This window comes from Stenotrophomonas sp. 3diitr2024 (assembly GCF_042136455.1).
Classification (GTDB): Bacteria; Pseudomonadota; Gammaproteobacteria; order Xanthomonadales; family Xanthomonadaceae; genus Stenotrophomonas; species Stenotrophomonas sepilia.
Map to the genome: position 1 here is coordinate 1 of NZ_JBHHMJ010000151.1, position 16,848 is coordinate 16,848.

A 16,848-nucleotide genomic window follows, 5' to 3' on the forward strand; every position below is an offset into this window, starting at 1 on the left:
TTCGTCGCTGGGTGACGCGCGCCGCAATCAGCGGACGCGCGAACCGGTGGCGAAGAAGTCGTGCAGGTCGTGCGCGAAGGTATCGAACTTGCTGATGGTCGCGCTGTTGATCTTGCTGAAGAAGTTGAAGGCGAACACGGCCGGGATTGCGACGAACAGACCGATCGCGGTCATGATCAGCGCTTCACCCACCGGGCCGGCAACGGCGTCGATCGAAGCGGAGCCGGTGGCACCGATCTTGATCAGCGCGCCGTAGATGCCCCACACGGTACCCAGCAGACCTACGAACGGAGCGGTCGCGCCGACGGTGGCCAGCAGGGTCATGCCCGACTGCAGCTTGTTGCTTTCGCGGGTGACGGCCTGACGCAGAGCGCGGTCGACGAACTCCGAACGGCTCAGGTTCTCACCGACGCCGCCGGTAGCACCGCCTTCAGCGCGCTGGTGGTGGGCGGCTGCCTGGGCAGCGTCCAGGGCGATCTTCGAGAACGGCTCCGAAGCCGGCTGCTCTTCCATCGCACGGATGGCGTCCTGCGCGTTCGGGGTGTCCCAGAACAGGCTGACGACGCGATCAGCGGCGCTCTTCAGGCGGGTGGCACGGAAGATGTTGATGACGGTCCAGTACCAGGACATGGCCGACATGGCGATCAGGGTCAGCAGCACGACCCAGGAAACCGCGAAATCACCCGGCTTGGTGGTCATTTCGTGGATCAGGTGCTCGAAGCCCATCTGCGACAGGGCGTTGGACGGATTGCCCCCGGCAGCAGCGGCGATGAAAATTTCCTGCAGCATGACGCTTACCTTTGTTGTGTGTGGTGATAAAGGGTGTAGCTAAGCTAAACAATCGAACCGGGAGCGGGGGTGGCCAGGCGGCCACCCGGGCGCATCAGTTCAGCGCAAAGTTGACCGGGACGCGAACGCGACCTGCCGTCTTCTTACCGCCTGCTTCAGCGGCGTTGAAGCGCCACTTGCGAGCCGCTTCCATCGCAGCACGGTCCAGGTCGCGGTTACGGCTGGACTTTTCCACCGTGACATTGGTGACGTTGCCGCTGGCATCGACATCAATGATCAGGATCACTTCGCCCTGGATACCTGCGCGGAAGGCTGCCGGCGGGTAGCGCGGCGGATTCATGGCCTTCGACGAGATGTCCACGCTGGCCTCGATCGAGGTCGGCGGTGCCGGCGGCGCCGGAGGCGACGGCGGGGTGACGATATCGTTCGGGCGCGGCTCCGGCACGTCGACAACCGGCGCCTGCGGCGGCGGCGGTACGGGCGACGGCTTCGGCGGCGACAGATTCTTCACCGGCGGTGGCGGAGTATCCTGCGGCGGCGGCGGCGGCGGCGGCGGTGGGGGCGGCGGCGGCGCGTCGACGATGGTCACCATGACGTTGCGCTCCTTCTCCGCGACGGCCTTGGGAGCCACGGCGGGAATCAGGAGCATCATGAAGGCGGCCAGATGCAGGGCAATTACAAACGCGATGCCGACGATGCGAGGCCAGCTCAGCCCCTTGTCATCGGGTTGTTCGTACCGGTGAACGACTAGTTGTTCCGTCATGCGCCAAGAGCTCAATAGTGGGGCCGGAATCCCGGGGGCGGGATCCCTGATCAGCGGTGCATGACACCGCAGGAACCTCCAAGCTTATACCAATCCTGAGCGCCTGCGCATCAACTGAGCAGGCATTCAGGCGTTATTCCTACTTACTTCAGGTTGATGATTTTTTTGGCATCAGCCTGGTTCTTCACGCCCTTCGCCAGCGCCTGCTGGGCGGCCTGCTTGGCCTCGGGGATGCGACCTTCGGCATGCAGGACGCGTGCCAGGTTCAGGTAGGTCTCACCGTCCTTGGAGAGCGGGGCGGCCTTCTGCCACGCATCGATCGCCTGCGGCACCTGGTCGGAGTAGTAGTAGGACTGGGCCAGCGCCAGGTAGACCTGGTAATCCGGCTTCAGGATGCCCTTCTGCAACCCTTCGTTGATGACCGCGATGACGTCCTTTTCCTTGTTCTCGGTGTTGGCATAGATCGAGTACAGCTGCTTGTACTCGCGCTCTTCGGTGAGCTGGCCGCTGCTGCGCAGCTTGTCCATCACCGCGGCGGCCTTCGGCATCTGGTCAGCCTGCATGTACATGTTGGCCAGATTCAGCTGGGCCTTCTTGTCCGACGGGTTCTTGGCCGCCAGCGCTTCTGCGGCCTGCACGGCCTCACCGGTCTGGCCGGCTTCGGAAAGGGCCGCCATCAGCAGCTGGTTCCAGTTGTCCTTCGGCTCGGCAGCGCCCGCGATGGCCTGCTTCAGCACCGGGATCGCTTCCTGGTAGCGCTCCAGCTGGTACAGCGCCTGGCCCTTGGCGATCAGCTCTTCCGGCTTGGTCGACTTGCTCTCGGCGAAGTACTTGTCCAGGGTGGCCAGGCCTTCGGCAGTCTGGTCTTCCTGCAGCTGCAGCTGGCCCAGCATCAGCATCGACTGGAAGTGGCCGTTGTTGTCCAGGCCGTTGAACTGGATGACCTGCTTCAGGTAGGCGATGGCGGCCGGGGTGTCGTCGGTCTGGTAGGCGGCCTGCGAGGCCAGCTGCGCGGCCAGCGACTTGTCGTACTCGTTGGAGGCGCTGTCAGCCAGGATCGCGTCAGCCTGCGTGCGCGTCTCCGGGAACTTTTCCTTGTTGTAGCTGTCGATCATTTTCTGCAGCTTGCTGCCCATCTTGGCCGAGGCCTTGGCGGTCGGCTCCTGGCGGGTCGCATTCGGGTACAGCGGTTCGGCCTTGGCCTGCTTGCTGCTGCCGCCGCGGCTGCCACGGTCGGAGGAACGCGAGGACTGCGCGAAGGCATCGGTGACCACGGCGCCGGTCAGGGCGGTCGCGACGAGGACGGAAAGCACAGCTTTGTGGTTACGGAAAATCATCGTTCACCTCGATCGAACCGCCGGATAGCGGCAAAGTCGGACTGTCAGAAAAATCTGAGCCGCCAAACGTATCAGAAACAGATGGCGTGAGAAATCGTTTTATGTGCTGCAATACAGCATAGAACTGCGCACTCATCCGCACTTTGGCCGCAGCCCGGCCGCCTGGGCCTGCTGATAGACCGGCGCCAGGCCCGGCGCGTCGCGTCGCAGCTCCTGGATCCGGTTGGCCGGATCGGGGTGGGTGGACAGCCATTGCGGGCTTCGACCGCCGCTGGCGGCCATCATGTTCTGCCACAGATCCACGGCCTGGGCCGGGTTGAATCCGGCCTGCGCCATCAGCCGCTGGCCGATCACGTCCGCCTCGCTTTCCTGGGTCCGCGAGCCGGGCAACAGGAAGGCCGCCTGCGCGCCCATGCCGCCCAGCTGATTGACCGTATTGGCGGCACCATCGCCATAGGCGGCACCGGCCAGCGCGCCCAGCACGGCCAGGCCGGTCTGCGCGCCCATCTGCCGGGTAATGCGTTCCTCGTGGTGACGCGCGATCACGTGGCCGATCTCATGACCGATCACGGCAGCCAACTGGTCCTGGTTCCTGGCGACGGTGAAGATGCCGGTGTTCACGCCCACTTTGCCGCCGGGCAGGGCAAAGGCGTTGGGTTCCTTGTCGACGAATACGGCAGTCTCCCACCGTACCCCACGGTACTGAGGCGGCAGCTGTGCGACCAGCGCATTGACCACGCACTGCACGTAGCCGTTCTGGCGGCCATCGGTGCTGATCTTCTCTTTCTGCTTGGTCTCGGCAAACGCCTGCGCACCGAGCTGGTCAAGCTGTGCCTGCGACACACCGCCCACCATCTGCCGTCGTCCGGTTGGCGAGGTGGTGGTTGCACAGGCACTGACCAAGGTGGTGATGACTAGAGCCAGCAGCAGTTGTTTCATGGGTCCGCCCCCGTGTTCATGTGCGCAGTGTGTAGCGTACCTGCTTAATCTTTCGTCAAGCGGGCACGGCGTTACGTTGACCCCAAGAACACCATCGCGGCGAGCGCAACCGCGTTGTTCAGCGCATGCGCGGCAATCGCCGCCCACAGGGTGCCGGTGCGGCGGTACAGCCAGCAGAAGGCGGCGCCCATGCCACCGTACACCAGCCACAGCTGCGCCATGCCGAGCAGCGAGTTCTTGCTGACACCGGGCACTTCATGGACCAGGGCGAACGCCAGGCTGCTGAGGATCAGGCCCAGCCAGGGGCGGCCGGCTTGCCACAGGCGCCCGAACAGGACGCGGCGGAACAGCAGCTCTTCGTAGGCGGGGGCGAGGACGACCGCAAACAGCACCAGGAACAGCGGGAAGCGAGCGATCGCGCTCTGCATCAGTTCCACGTTGGTGGGCACCGGCTCGATGCCGAACTGCTTGGAAAGGAAGGCGATGCCGTTGCTGCCGAGCACGATCAGCGTGGCCACCAGCAGGGTCCAGCCCCAGGTGGACGGCCGCAGCAACGCCTGTCGCGACGCCATGCGTTCGCCGGCGCTTGCCGGGCGTCGCCAGAAGTACAGCAGCAGCGCGGCGCCACCGGTGGCGATCAGGGCCATCAGGATCTGCGCCAGGGCACCGGGCTGGCCCACTGCCGCGCCGACAGCGTCAGGTGTCAGTCCGCCATTGGCCTCCGCGTTGGCGCGGCTGACCACGATTGCACGGTAGAAGCCCCAGAACAGGCCGGAGACCATGCTCAGGCCGACCAGGGTAACGGCGGCGATGCCCAGGTCGATGAAGAAGCCTGCCAACGGTGCCACGGCGCGCGGTGGGGTAGACACCGGCGGAACCGGGGGCGGGGCGGCGGAGACCGGGGTGGATGCGGACATCAGGTACCTGTGTTCAAGGGACGAAGGCCGGTGCAGCTCCCCGCGCACCGGCCAGGTCCCGATTGTGTCAGATATCCAGGTTGGCGACTTTCAGCGCATTGTCTTCGATGAAGTCGCGACGCGGCTCGACGACATCGCCCATCAGGGTGCTGAAGATCTGGTCGGCAGCGACCGCATCCTCGATGCGCACCTGCAGCAGGCGACGGGTCTCCGGGTTCACTGTGGTATCCCACAACTGCTCCGGATTCATTTCACCCAGACCCTTGAATCGCTGGATCTGGCGGCCGCGCTTGGCCTCCTCGAGCAGCCAGTTCTGCGCCTTCGCGAAGCTGTCGACTTCGATCGACTTGGCGCCGCGGGAAATCGTTGCACCTTCGCGCACCAGGCCGTGCAGCAGCTTGGAGGCCTGGTGGATCGCACGCAGTTCGCCACTCTCGAACGCCGACATCGGCAGCACCTGGATGTGCTCCTCGCCCATGTGGCGACGGGTCACCAGCACAGCGGCGGGGCGTTCCTCGTTGGCGTCCTGCAGTTCCAGGCTGAAACGCGGGCTGCCCAGGCTGCCTTGGTTGAGGCGCTTGGCCAGCGCATCCAGGCCTTCGCCTTCGCCCGCATTGCGCAGGCTGTCCATGTCCATCGGCACGAAATCGACCAGCGCTTCGAGCAGGTTGCGGTCATAGCGGTGCGCGTTGCGTTCGATGGAATCGAGCGCGGCGGCGTACGCCAGCAGCAGCTTCTCCAGTGCCAGGCCTTCGATGCCCGGTTCGCCGGTGGCCGGCACCAGCGCGGCGTTTTCCACCGCACTGCTGGCCAGGTAGCTGTCCAGCGCCGGATCATCCTTCAGGTACAGCTCCTGCTTGCCCTGCTTGATCTTGTACAGCGGCGGCAAGCCGATGTAGACGTAACCGCGCTCGATCAGCTCCGGCATCTGACGGTAGAAGAACGTCAGCAGCAGGGTGCGGATGTGGGCGCCGTCGACGTCGGCGTCGGTCATGATGATGATCTTGTGGTAACGCAGCTTGTCCGGGTTGTACTCGTCACGGCCAATGCCGGTGCCCAGCGCGGTGATCAGCGTACCGACCTGGTCGGAGGACAGCATGCGGTCGAAGCGCGCGCGTTCCACGTTGAGGATCTTGCCGCGCAGCGGCAGCACCGCCTGGTTCTTTCGGTTGCGGCCCTGCTTGGCCGAGCCACCTGCCGAGTCACCCTCGACGATGAACAGTTCGGACAGCGCCGGATCCTTTTCCTGGCAGTCGGCCAGCTTGCCCGGCAGGCCGGCGATGTCCAGCGCGCCCTTGCGGCGGGTCAGGTCGCGGGCCTTGCGGGCGGCTTCACGTGCACGCGCGGCGTCGACGATCTTGCCGGCAATCGCCTTGGCTTCGTTCGGGTTTTCCTGCAGGAACTCTTCCAGGCGCGCACCGAAGGCGTTTTCCACCGCCGGACGCACGTCGGAGCTGACCAGCTTCTCCTTGGTCTGGCTGGAGAAGCTGGGATCCGGCACCTTCACCGACAGCACCGCGATCATGCCTTCGCGCATGTCGTCGCCGGTCAGGTTGATCTTGGCCTGCTTGGCGATGCCGTTCTGCTCGATGTAGTTGTTGAGCACGCGGGTCAACGCACCGCGGAAACCGGCGAGGTGGGTACCGCCGTCCTTCTGCGGGATGTTGTTGGTGAAGCAGTACATCGTCTCCTGGTAGGAGTCGGTCCACTGCAGCGCCACCTCCACGACGATGCCGTTGTGCTCGCCGGTGACGGAGATGACATTCGGGTGCAGCGGGGTCTTCAGCTGGGCCAGATGCTCCACGAAGCTGCGGATGCCGCCTTCGTAGTGGAAGTCATCGCGACGGCCGTCGCCACGCTCGTCGGCAAGGACGATCTTGACGCCGGAGTTCAGGAACGACAACTCGCGCAGACGGCGGGCCAGGATGTCGTAGTGGAATTCCACGTTGTCGTGGAAGGCGACGGTGGACGGCCAGAAGCGCACGGTGGTGCCACGCTTGGTGGTGGCTTCCAGCTTGGCGAGCGGGGTCACGGCTGCGCCGTTGCTGAATTCCTGCTGGTAGTGGGAGCCGTTCTGGAACACGTCCACCAGCAGCTTCTGCGACAGCGCGTTGACCACGCTGACGCCGACGCCGTGCAGGCCGCCGGAAACCTTGTAGCTGTTGTCGTCGAACTTGCCGCCTGCATGCAGGACGGTCATCACCACCTCGGCGGCGGAGACCTCGCGACCGAGCTTGGCGCTCATCTGCTCGTGCTTGCCGGTCGGAATGCCGCGACCGTTGTCGGACACCGAGACCGAGCCGTCAGCGTGGATCGTCACCGCGACATGGTCGGCGTGGCCGGCCAGCGCTTCGTCAATCGAGTTGTCGACAACCTCGAACACCATGTGGTGCAGACCGGTGCCGTCATGCACGTCACCGATGTACATGCCGGGTCGCTTGCGGACAGCCTCCAGGCCTTCCAGGGCGGTAATGCTGTTGGCGTCGTAATTGCCGTTGTTTGCCGGGGTGTTCTGTTCGTCGCTCATTGCGCTTGCCGTAGGCTCCGCAGGTCGGGCACCGCTTGGGGCGATGTGCCGAGAATGAAAGGATTCCAACCCGAATTATACCAGCCGGGGTCGAGTGGCCCTGATGTGCCCACTATGGCACAGCCACGATCTGTGCATGTTCCACGTGGAACCGAGCGATCTGGGTCAATTCCTGCAGGGCCGCCGGAGGCTCAGTAGCGGTGACGAAGATCTGCGCCGGGCCGGTGAGCAGGCGCTCCAATACCCGCGCCTGGTGGGTCCGATCCAGTTCGGAGGCCAGATCGTCCAATGCGATCACCGGCCATTCGCCGCGCTGTTCTGCATAGTCCTCGGCCTGCGCCAGCAGGCACGCCAATGCGGTCAGCTTGGCCTGACCGCGTGACAATGCATCGCGACCAGGAATGCTGTGGAAATCCACGCTCCAGTCCGCCCGGTGCGGCCCAACCGAGGTGTACCCGGCCTGGCGGTCACGATCCCGGGCCAGAAGCAGAGCATCTGCCAGGGGAAGCTCATGCCGACGCCAGCCCGGACTGAGTTCCAGGGCCTGGATGCCGAGTTGCGGCGCCAAACTGGCAGCCAGCGCCACGGCACGCTGCTGCAGCCGCTCGAGGTAGTGCTGACGCCGGCTGGTAAGGGGCTCTCCGGCCTCAGCCAACTCGTGATCCCAGGTGTCCAGCATCCGCGACGGGCCGCCCTGCTTGAGCAGGGCATTGCGCTGCTTCAGCGCCCTTGAATAGCGGCGCCACAAGGACAGGAAATCAGGTTCCACGTGGAACAAACCCCAATCCAGAAAGCGACGGCGGGGCTCGCCACCGCCGCTGACCAGCGCATGGCTGCCGGGCTCAAACGTCACTACCGCCAGCGCTGCGCAGAGGTTGCCGAGCTGAGCCACATCTTCACCGTCCAATCGTCCCTTCCAGTCCTGCCCACTGTGGCGCAGGCCGGCCTTTCGGCGATGCGGCGCGTGGTCGGCACGCTGTTCGTCCCATTCCACGAAGATCTCCAGCGCCTCCTGGCCCTGGCGCACCAGTCCATCGCGAACCCTGCCGCGGAAGCTCCGGCCATAGGCCATCAGATGCAGGGCCTCCAGCACGCTGGTCTTGCCGGCACCGTTGTCGCCAGTGAGCAGGTTCAGCCCCGGCTGGGGCAAGAGATCCACCGCACTGAAGCGACGCAGTTGGTGCAAGGCGAGGCGGCGGATAAGCATGGGGCGCGAACGACCATCCGCTCGAGGCGGTAGAGGGGAAGGGAATCCATCAGCTTACTGCATCGGTCAAGCCGGACGCGCTGCACCCGCATCGATGCGGAGCAGAAGCTCCCGCGCACCAACTGATCGCGGGTTCCACGTGGCACCGGTTCACCGGCATGCCCGTTTCCAGCTCCGGACGCAGCTGAAATTCCTTCAATTCTGCACAGGGTTGCGGGGCGTGGCCCGCCAGATTTCAACGATTTCAGGACCACTGCCGCAGGTGTTTGATGAGCGCTTGCCCGGCCGGGTGAGCGGGCGGGCGCCCGGATTCCTCCAAATCTGAGATCCGATGCACTGCGAGGTTCCACAGATTTCAAAGAATCCGGACCATTCGTTTCACGCTGTCCACAGCGGGGCTGTATGACTTATACACAAGGTATGGGCAATTTGTGGATAAAAAAGCCCTTTTGCCTGGGTCTGGAAACTATCCACAGGTTCCCCCCCAGCCTGAGGCGCCTCTATACAGGGGGTTTCACGCTCATAAATTCCTTTTAAATCATGCAGATAACACAATTTTCCACGAAATCTGGCTCTACCATCACCACCATGCTTTAGATTTATACCCAGATTTAGAAGCTAGGCTTGGCCCGATCTGTCCCGAATGGGTCCTGTGGACAGAGAGGATTTCAGGAACAGCGAGCACGGTCGCCGCAGCGTGGATGCGCTTCGGCATCCGACCAGCCAGGTCCATAGCAACTGCGTTGAGACCCCAGGTACCGGCCCCGATCAAACATGATTCGGAGGCAGTCCCTGGCATCGACTCAAAGTCCCGTCGCCAGTTCGGCCTGGGAAGCAAAGCGCACGCAACCGGGTCCATCAAGGAAAATGCTGTCCGTTCGAAATCCGTGCTGGAAAGGGTTCAGCCCGATGATCCACGTGGAACGTAAAAAAAACGCCCGGGAAAATCCCGGGCGTCGTTCGGTTCCACGTGGAACAGCGCTGCTGTCAGAGACGCAGCGGCATCACCACGTGACGCGACTTCTCGCTGCTGGACTCACGCACCAGCGCCGAGGAGTTGGAGTCGCGCAGCTGGATGATGACTTCCTCATCGCGCAGGGCGGAGAGGGCATCCAGCAGGTAGTTCACGTTGAAGCCGATGGCCAGATCGCTGACCGTGGTATCGGCTTCGATCTCTTCCTGGGCTTCCTCCTGCTCCGGGTTGTGCGCGCTGATCTTCAGGTTGCCCGGCGACACTTCCACGCGGATGCCGCGGTACTTCTCGTTGGACAGGATCGCAGCGCGCTGCAGCGAGGCGCGCAGCGCTTCACGATCAACCTTCACTTCACGGTCGGCACCGATCGGAATCACCGCTTCGTAATCCGGGAAGCGGCCGTCGATCAGCTTGGAGGTGAAGGTGACATCGTCGCGCTTGACGCGGACGTGGCTGCGGCCGACTTCCAGCTCGATCTCGCGATCACCACTTTCCAGCAGGCGCTGCAGCTCGGTCACGCCCTTGCGCGGCACGATGATCTGGCGCTTGGAACCGCTCGGCTTGGCCAGGTCGGTTTCACACAGCGCCAGACGGTGGCCGTCGGTGGCAACGGTACGCAGGGCGTCACCGCGCAGATCGAACAGCAGGCCATTGAGGTAATAGCGCACGTCCTGCTGCGCCATCGCGAACGCGGTGCGCTCGATGAGCTCCTTCAGGGTCGCTTCGCCGATGGCCACGCGCTCAGTGGCTTCCACTTCGTCAACCGACGGGAAGTCATTGGAGGGCAGGGTTGCCAGGGTGAAGCGGCTACGACCGGCCTGCACGGTGATCTTGTCTCCGGTCTGCGAGACGGTGATCCGGCTGCCATCGGGCAGGGCGCGGATGATCTCGAACAGCTTGCGGGCGGGAATGGTGGTTTCGCCGTCCTGGGCGTCTTCAACCGCGATCCGCGACACCATCTCCACTTCCAGGTCGGTACCGGTCAGCGACAGCTGGCCGTTCTGCACCTGGACCAGGAAATTGGCCAGAACCGGAAGGGTCTGGCGGCGTTCGACCACGTTGACGACCTGTGCCAACGGCTTGAGAAAGGCTTCGCGCTGCAGTGTGAAACGCATGTGGTTCCGTGCCCCTATGCTTTAAAAAATGTGGAATAAATCAAAAGCTTGGTGGTGCTGGTAGAGACAGAATCGCTGGAAAACAATGCTAAGTCTTTGTAAATAAAGGAGTTTCAGGCATCGAAACCCTCTGTATTACCGACCCCCAAGGGGTGGGGAAAGCTGTGGATAAATTCGACGGGATTTCAGACGCCATTTTTATCCACAACGTGTCCCGCGCTTGCTACCGGATTCTGCACCGTTTTGTGCGATGACGCCTCATCGGCATCCGTGCATCATTCGCTCAGCTTCCGGATCAGCTTGTCCCAGTCTTCGCGGAGCTTGCCGTCGGTTTCCATCAGGGTCCGGATCTGGCGGCAGGCATGCAGCACCGTGGTGTGATCGCGACCGGCAAAGGCGTCGCCGATCTCGGGCAGGCTGTGCTCGGTCAGTTCCTTGGTCAGGGCCATGGCGACCTGGCGGGGGCGAGCGAGCGAGCGGGTCCGACGCTTCGACAGCAGATCCTTGATCTGCAGGCCGTAGTAGTCGGCAACGGTTTTCTGGATGTTGGGAATGCTGATCGCCTGCTGCTGGGCGCGCAGCAGGTCGCGCAGGGTTTCCTGGGCGAATTCGGTGGTGATCGCGCGGCCGGTGAAGTTGGCGCGGGCGGTCAGGGTATTGAGCGCGCCCTCGAGGTCGCGCACGTTGGAGCGCATCTTCTTGGCGATCAGGAACGCAACATCATCGGGAATCTCGGCACCGCGTTCGCGCGCCTTGGCCAGCACGATCGCGGCGCGGGTCTCGAAGTCCGGCGGTTCGATCGCGACCGACAGGCCCCAGGCAAGCCGCGACTTCAGGCGCGCTTCCAGGCCTTCGACCTCGCGAGGATAGCGGTCGCAGGTCAGGATGATCTGCTGCTTGCCATCGAACAACGCGTTGAAGGTGTGGAAGAACTCTTCCTGCGTGCGGTCCTTGCCGGCGAAGAACTGGATGTCATCGATCAACAGCGCGTCCACCTGCTGGAACTGGCGCTTGAACTGATCCATGGTCTTTTCCTGCAGGGCCCGGATCATGGCGCTGAAGAACTGTTCCGAACGCAGGTACAGCACCTTCGCGCCTGGATTGGCCTGGCGCATCGCGTTGCCGGCGGCGAACATCAGGTGGGTCTTGCCCAGGCCGGTGCCTCCGTACAGCAGCAGCGGGTTGTGGGCGCGGTCGCCCGGCTTCTGCGCTGCCTGGAAGGCAGCGGCCAGGCCCAGCTGGTTGCTGCGGCCTTCGACGAAGTTGGCGAAGGTGTAGTGATTGTCCAGGTTGCCGGCGAACGGCACCTGCGGTTCGCTGGACACAGGCGCCGACGACGTGGAAACCGGCGCGTTCTGCGCCTCCACGGGGCGCGGGCGCGAGCCGATTTCAAGAAAAACGTCGCTGAAACCGGCGAAGTGAGCCAGCAGTTCACGGATCCGGGCCAGGTACAGCTCGCGGACCTGGTCGACGATGAAGGCATTCGGTGCATACAGCACCAGGCTGTCCACGCGCAGATCGGCCTGCAGCGGCTTCAACCAGGTATGAACGTCTTCCGGCGGGAACTCCGCTTCGAGGCGCTCGAGACTACGGGACCAGGCATCCATCAGCAATAATCGTCCGGTGGCCGGGGCATGGACGCGACAAGGCGCCCAAACACAGGCCGGAAAGGGGGGAAATGGATGGCTCAGACTACCACCGAGCGCCCGCCTTCGGAATGCTTGTCCCCCACTTATTCACAAAAACATCCACAGCTATTGCACAGCCCGGTGAATTCGCGTAGTCCCCAGGGGTTGACGTGAGGGGGGAGACCTCTCTAGAATTTCCGGTTCTTTCCGTCCCATTCATACGAGAGGCCCCCAATGGCCACGAAGCGCACCTACCAGCCCAGCAACCTCAAGCGTAAGCGCGACCACGGCTTCCGTGCCCGTATGAAGACCGCTGACGGCCGCAAGATCCTGTCGCGTCGCCGCGCCAAGGGCCGCAAAGTCCTGAGCGCCTGATTGCCATGCCGCACCCTGCGGCAGACGCAATCCCTTCGACAGTGAATACTGCAGACCCGCGCAAGCGATTCCCTCGCTCTGCGCGGGTTCGCACGCGTGCCGAATACTCAACGGTCTTCAACGGCGCCCGCCGTGTGTCCGATCCGCTGATGACCCTGCACTGGCTGCCGGCTGACCGGCCGGCCAGGCTGGGTCTGGCGGTTTCCCGCAAGGTCGATCCGAACGCCGTTGGGCGTAACCGGATCAAGCGCGTCCTGCGCGACATCCTGCGTCAGACACGTACCGATATCCAGCCAGGCGACTTCGTCGTCGTGGCCCGTAGTGCTGCGCGTTCCGCCAGCAACGACGAGATCCGCCAGGCCTTCCTGCGCCTGCTGCGTCGCCTGCGTGCATTGCCCGCGCCGGGCGTGGACGGCACAATGCCGCCGCCTGATGGCATCGCAACTCCTTCTTTGACCGAGCCGGCATCGCGTCCCGGCCCCGCCGAGCCTGTCCGCTGATGAACCAGACCCGCGTATTCCTCATTTTTGCCTGGCTGATGGTGGCCGTGCTGCTGTGGATGGAGTGGAGCCGTGAAAAGGCTGCTCCGACCCCGCCACCGACGACCACGTCGGCCCCGGCTGCCGTACAGAGTGTTCCGGGCGCTGCCTCGGGCAGCATTCCCAGTGCACAGGTCCCGGGCGCCCCGGGCCAGGCCGCTGTGCAGGCGCAGGCCAGTGCCACCCCGGCCAGCCAGCGCGTGACCGTCACCACCGACGTGCTGCGCCTGGTGCTTGATGGTGGCCGCGTGCTCGACGCCGAGCTGCTGCAGTTCCCGCAGACCAAGGACGAAGGCAGCCCGCCGGTTCGCCTGCTGACCGAAGACCCCGCGCATCCGTACAGCGCGATCAGTGGCTGGGCCAGCGAAGACAAGAACACCCCGGTTCCCGGCGCCGACGGCTTCAAGCTGGTCGGTGACACCAAGGACTTCGTGCTGGCCAAGGGCCAGAACGAGCTGCAGATCCCGTTCGTGTGGACTGCCGACAACGGCGTGACCATCAAGCGCACCCTGACTGTCTCGCGCAACGAGTACGCCGTGCGCTTCAAGGACGAAGTCAGCAATGCCGGCGCCGCGCCGTGGAACGGCTACGTCTACCGCACCCTGGACCGCACCCCGACCATCCTGTCGCGGAGCATGACCAACCCGGACTCCTTCAGCTTCAACGGTGCCACCTGGTACGACAACGACAAGAAGTACCAGCGTCGTGCGTTCAAGGACTACCTGGAAGACGGCACGCTCAACCAGAACATCACCGGCGGCTGGCTGGCGATGCTGCAGCACCACTTCTTCACCGCCTGGATCCCGCAGAAGGACCAGACCGCACACTACGTACTGTCGCAGGTGGCCGGTCGTGACCTGATCGAAGCGCGTGGCCCGGCCTTCACCGTGGCCCCGGGCCAGTCCACCAGCACCGAAGCCCGCCTGTGGGTCGGCCCGAAGCTGGTCAACCTGATTGCCAAGGAAGACGTGCCGGGCCTGGACCGCGTGGTCGACTACAGCCGCTTCTCGATGATGGCGGTGATCGGCCAGGGCCTGTTCTGGGTGCTGAACCAGGTGCACAAGCTGGTCGGCAACTGGGGCTGGGCGATCGTCGGCCTGGTGGTGCTGCTGAAGCTGGTGCTGTACCCGCTGTCGGCGACCCAGTACAAGAGCGGTGCCAAGATGCGTCGCTTCCAGCCGCGCATCGCGCAGCTGAAGGAACGCTATGGCGATGACCGCCAGAAGTTCCAGACCGCGATGATGGAGCTGTACAAGAAGGAAAAGATCAATCCGATGGGCGGCTGCCTGCCGATCCTCATCCAGATGCCGATCTTCTTCGCCCTGTACTGGGTGCTGGTGGAATCGGTCGAACTGCGCCAGGCGCCCTGGTTCGGCTGGATCCAGGACCTCACTGCACGCGACCCGTACTTCATCCTGCCGGTGATCAACGTGGCGGTGATGTGGTTCACCCAGAAGCTGACCCCGGCACCGGGCATGGACCCGATGCAGCAGAAGATGATGCAGTTCATGCCGCTGGTGTTCGGCGTCATGATGGCCTTCATGCCGTCCGGCCTGGTCCTGTACTGGGTGGTCAACGGCGGCCTGGGCCTGCTGCAGCAGTGGTGGATGACCAAGCGCCATGGCGGCGAGCCGGTCCCGGCCACCACCGCTCCGGCCCCGGTCAAAAAGAAGTAATCGGTAGAGCCGGCCGCTGGCCGGCTGACCCCAGCAGAAGCCCGCCGCAAGGCGGGCTTTTCGCATGCGGCGTTAGAATCGCCTGCACACCGTTCCTCCCATCTTCGAGTCCGCCATGCGTGCGTCGTCGTTCCGACTGTTCCTGCCTTCGCTGTTGTTGACGCTGGTTGTTGCCGGCTGCGGCGACAAGGACGCGAAGGCGCCGGCGACCACCGTCACCCAGGCGAGCGCGCAGGCTGCGGCCGCCGCCGATCCTGCCGCTGCGCCGTTGCTGGCGGCGCTGCAGAAGCAGCTCGATGCCTACCGCCGGATCATCGTGCTGCTGGCCGACGAGGAGCAGCAGTCGACCGCCGACCGCGGCACCTCCACGCGTGTGGGACAGCAGCTGTTCCACGATGGCCTGGAACAGCGCACGACCATCGCCGCGCAGTTCGACACCCTGCTGCGCGGTTCCAGCCCGCAGCGCTTTGCCACTCTCGGCACGGTGCTGGACTACATCGAGTCTGCGCCGGAACTGTTCGACGCCGATCGCCTGGCCTTCCGTGAAGTGCTGCGTGACCTGCATGAGCGGGTCGGCACCGATTCCTCGCTGCCGGCGGTGAAGCTGCACCAGCGCATCGGTGAGGATCTGGAAGCGCTCGATGAGATCGAGCGCAACTACAACCAGGAACTGACCCGCATCTTCAGCCGCTTCGAGCGCACCCGCGCCATCGAACTGAAGCGCGAGAAGTGGGACGACTACATCGCCCACCTGCACAAGGACTACAGCCGTGAAGCGATCCTGCGCGACTACGGGGTGATCGAGCCGTATCCGATGTCGATGAAGGACAGTGACCGCGAGATCTTCGGCCGAGACCTGCCGGCCAAGACCGTGGTGCTGACCTTCGACGACGGTCCGCACAAGGCCTACACCGATGAAGTGGTGGCCATCCTCAAGCGTTACGACGTGCCGGGCGTGTTCTTCGAAGTGGGCCGCAACCTGGGCAAGGTCGAGGCCGATGGCAAGGTCAGCCTCGGCCCGATGGCGAAGATCAGCCGCAACCTGATGGAACAGGGCTATGCGGTCGGCAACCACAGCCTGACCCACGCCCAGCTGTCGCGCACCACCGGCGACGCCCTGCGCCAGCAGGTGCTGGACACCGACACGCTGCTGAAGGATGTCGACAGCAAGCGCGCGCCGCTGTTCCGCTTCCCGTACGGCGCGCGCAATGCCGAAGGCCTGCAGCTGCTCAACGAAGCCGGGCTGAAGTCGATCATGTGGAACATCGACTCGATGGACTGGGCCGACCCGGTGCCGGAATCGATCGTGCAGCGCGTACTCGACCAGGTGAACAAGGAGCAGCGCGGCATCATCCTGTTCCATGACATCCACGATCGCGCAGTGAAGGCGCTGCCGCAGATCCTCGACCGGCTGATCGCCGAGGGTTACCAGTTTGCCGGCTGGAACGGCCGCGACTTCACCGTGGCCCGTGCGCGCAAGGGTGATGCCGCTGCCGCCACCGTCACCACCGGCTACGAGAAGTCGTGGGCGATCGTGGTCGGCATCGACAACTACGCCAAGTGGCCGAAGCTGGAATACGCCAGCCATGATGCGCAGGCGGTGGCCGATACCCTGACCGGGCAGTTCGGCTTCCCGTCCTCGCAGGTGATCGTGCTGAAGAACGAGCAGGCCACGCGCAACAACATCCTCGCGGCCTTCCACGACCGCCTGGCTGACGATCGCACCGGGAAGAACGACCGCGTGTTCGTATTCTTCGCTGGCCATGGCGCGACCCGCCAGCTCGCCTCCGGGCGCGACCTCGGCTACATCATCCCGGTCGATTCGGATCCGAAGGAATTCGCCACCGACGCGATTGCGATGACCGACATCCAGAACATCGCCGAAAGCATGCAGGCCAAGCATGTGATGTTCGTGATGGATGCCTGCTACAGCGGCCTGGGCCTGACCCGTGGCGGCCCGTCGTCGTCGTCGTTCCTGCGCGAGAACGCGCGTCGCAGCGCGCGGCAGATGCTGACCGCCGGTGGTGCCGACCAGCAGGTGGCCGATGCCGGCCCCAACGGCC

13 protein-coding genes are annotated in these 16,848 nt (G+C 64.2%); 4 read left to right on the plus strand and 9 right to left on the minus strand.

The genetic code is table 11. The features are described from left to right. Positions 1 to 27: 27 nt before the first annotated feature. The 9 genes from exbB to dnaA form a co-directional block, all read right to left on the minus strand. Positions 28 to 789, minus strand: a complete 762-nt coding sequence (gene exbB, locus ABGA94_RS03645) for a TonB-system energizer ExbB (RefSeq protein ID WP_005411738.1) — start codon at positions 787 to 789, stop codon at positions 28 to 30. Between the two features lie 94 nt (positions 790 to 883). After that, on the minus strand, positions 884 to 1,441 hold the full coding sequence (locus ABGA94_RS03650; RefSeq protein ID WP_171956535.1) for an energy transducer TonB: 558 nt from the start codon (positions 1,439 to 1,441) through the stop codon (positions 884 to 886). 254 nt (positions 1,442 to 1,695) lie between these two features. Beyond that, positions 1,696 to 2,889 (minus strand): tetratricopeptide repeat protein, encoded by a 1,194-nt coding sequence (locus tag ABGA94_RS03655; RefSeq protein ID WP_375366419.1) that lies wholly within the window; start codon positions 2,887 to 2,889, stop codon positions 1,696 to 1,698. 132 nt (positions 2,890 to 3,021) lie between these two features. Then, positions 3,022 to 3,828, minus strand: coding sequence for a M48 family metallopeptidase (locus ABGA94_RS03660; RefSeq protein ID WP_005421202.1), 807 nt, complete (start codon positions 3,826 to 3,828; stop codon positions 3,022 to 3,024). Positions 3,829 to 3,899: 71 nt separating this feature from the next. Further along, positions 3,900 to 4,745, minus strand: a complete 846-nt coding sequence (locus tag ABGA94_RS03665; RefSeq protein ID WP_032954741.1) for a CPBP family intramembrane glutamic endopeptidase — start codon at positions 4,743 to 4,745, stop codon at positions 3,900 to 3,902. Between the two features lie 67 nt (positions 4,746 to 4,812). Continuing rightward, positions 4,813 to 7,272 carry a DNA topoisomerase (ATP-hydrolyzing) subunit B gene (gene gyrB, locus ABGA94_RS03670; RefSeq protein WP_005421206.1) on the minus strand — a complete coding sequence of 820 codons (2,460 nt, stop codon included), beginning with the start codon at positions 7,270 to 7,272 and terminating at the stop codon, positions 4,813 to 4,815. Between the two features lie 112 nt (positions 7,273 to 7,384). Further along, positions 7,385 to 8,479, minus strand: coding sequence for a DNA replication/repair protein RecF (recF, locus tag ABGA94_RS03675; protein ID WP_005421208.1), 1,095 nt, complete (start codon positions 8,477 to 8,479; stop codon positions 7,385 to 7,387). A 987-nt stretch (positions 8,480 to 9,466) separates the two neighbouring features. Next, positions 9,467 to 10,567: a DNA polymerase III subunit beta gene (dnaN, locus tag ABGA94_RS03680; protein WP_005411731.1), complete on the minus strand. Its 1,101-nt coding sequence runs from the start codon at positions 10,565 to 10,567 to the stop codon at positions 9,467 to 9,469. Between the two features lie 275 nt (positions 10,568 to 10,842). Continuing rightward, on the minus strand, positions 10,843 to 12,174 hold the full coding sequence (gene dnaA, locus ABGA94_RS03685; protein ID WP_049417185.1) for a chromosomal replication initiator protein DnaA: 1,332 nt from the start codon (positions 12,172 to 12,174) through the stop codon (positions 10,843 to 10,845). Between the two features lie 255 nt (positions 12,175 to 12,429). On the opposite strand from dnaA, the gene rpmH reads away from it, so the two are divergent. From rpmH to ABGA94_RS03705, 4 genes are all read left to right on the plus strand, one after another. After that, entirely contained in the window at positions 12,430 to 12,570 is a 141-nt protein-coding gene (gene rpmH, locus ABGA94_RS03690; RefSeq protein WP_005411729.1) for a 50S ribosomal protein L34, read from the plus strand. 5 nt (positions 12,571 to 12,575) lie between these two features. Further along, a complete protein-coding gene (gene rnpA, locus ABGA94_RS03695) occupies positions 12,576 to 13,070 on the plus strand; it encodes a ribonuclease P protein component (RefSeq protein WP_072168770.1) in 495 nt (164 codons plus the stop codon). Next, on the plus strand, positions 13,070 to 14,785 hold the full coding sequence (yidC, locus tag ABGA94_RS03700) for a membrane protein insertase YidC (protein WP_005421214.1): 1,716 nt from the start codon (positions 13,070 to 13,072) through the stop codon (positions 14,783 to 14,785). Before rnpA ends, yidC begins: the two co-directional genes overlap by 1 nt. Before the next feature lie 115 nt (positions 14,786 to 14,900). Next, a partial coding sequence (locus ABGA94_RS03705) for a polysaccharide deacetylase family protein (protein WP_375366422.1) occupies positions 14,901 to 16,848 on the plus strand: 1,948 nt, incomplete at its 3' end.

Coding starts and splice junctions, on each gene's coding strand:
- exbB (WP_005411738.1), bottom strand. CDS start 789: ATGCTGCAGGAAATTTTCATCGCCGCTGCTGCCGGGGGCAATCCGTCC.
- ABGA94_RS03650 (WP_171956535.1), bottom strand. CDS start 1,441: ATGATGCTCCTGATTCCCGCCGTGGCTCCCAAGGCCGTCGCGGAGAAG.
- ABGA94_RS03655 (WP_375366419.1), bottom strand. CDS start 2,889: ATGATTTTCCGTAACCACAAAGCTGTGCTTTCCGTCCTCGTCGCGACC.
- ABGA94_RS03660 (WP_005421202.1), bottom strand. CDS start 3,828: ATGAAACAACTGCTGCTGGCTCTAGTCATCACCACCTTGGTCAGTGCC.
- ABGA94_RS03665 (WP_032954741.1), bottom strand. CDS start 4,745: ATGTCCGCATCCACCCCGGTCTCCGCCGCCCCGCCCCCGGTTCCGCCG.
- gyrB (WP_005421206.1), bottom strand. CDS start 7,272: ATGAGCGACGAACAGAACACCCCGGCAAACAACGGCAATTACGACGCC.
- recF (WP_005421208.1), bottom strand. CDS start 8,479: ATGCTTATCCGCCGCCTCGCCTTGCACCAACTGCGTCGCTTCAGTGCG.
- dnaN (WP_005411731.1), bottom strand. CDS start 10,567: ATGCGTTTCACACTGCAGCGCGAAGCCTTTCTCAAGCCGTTGGCACAG.
- dnaA (WP_049417185.1), bottom strand. CDS start 12,174: ATGGATGCCTGGTCCCGTAGTCTCGAGCGCCTCGAAGCGGAGTTCCCG.
- rpmH (WP_005411729.1), top strand. CDS start 12,430: ATGGCCACGAAGCGCACCTACCAGCCCAGCAACCTCAAGCGTAAGCGC.
- rnpA (WP_072168770.1), top strand. CDS start 12,576: ATGCCGCACCCTGCGGCAGACGCAATCCCTTCGACAGTGAATACTGCA.
- yidC (WP_005421214.1), top strand. CDS start 13,070: ATGAACCAGACCCGCGTATTCCTCATTTTTGCCTGGCTGATGGTGGCC.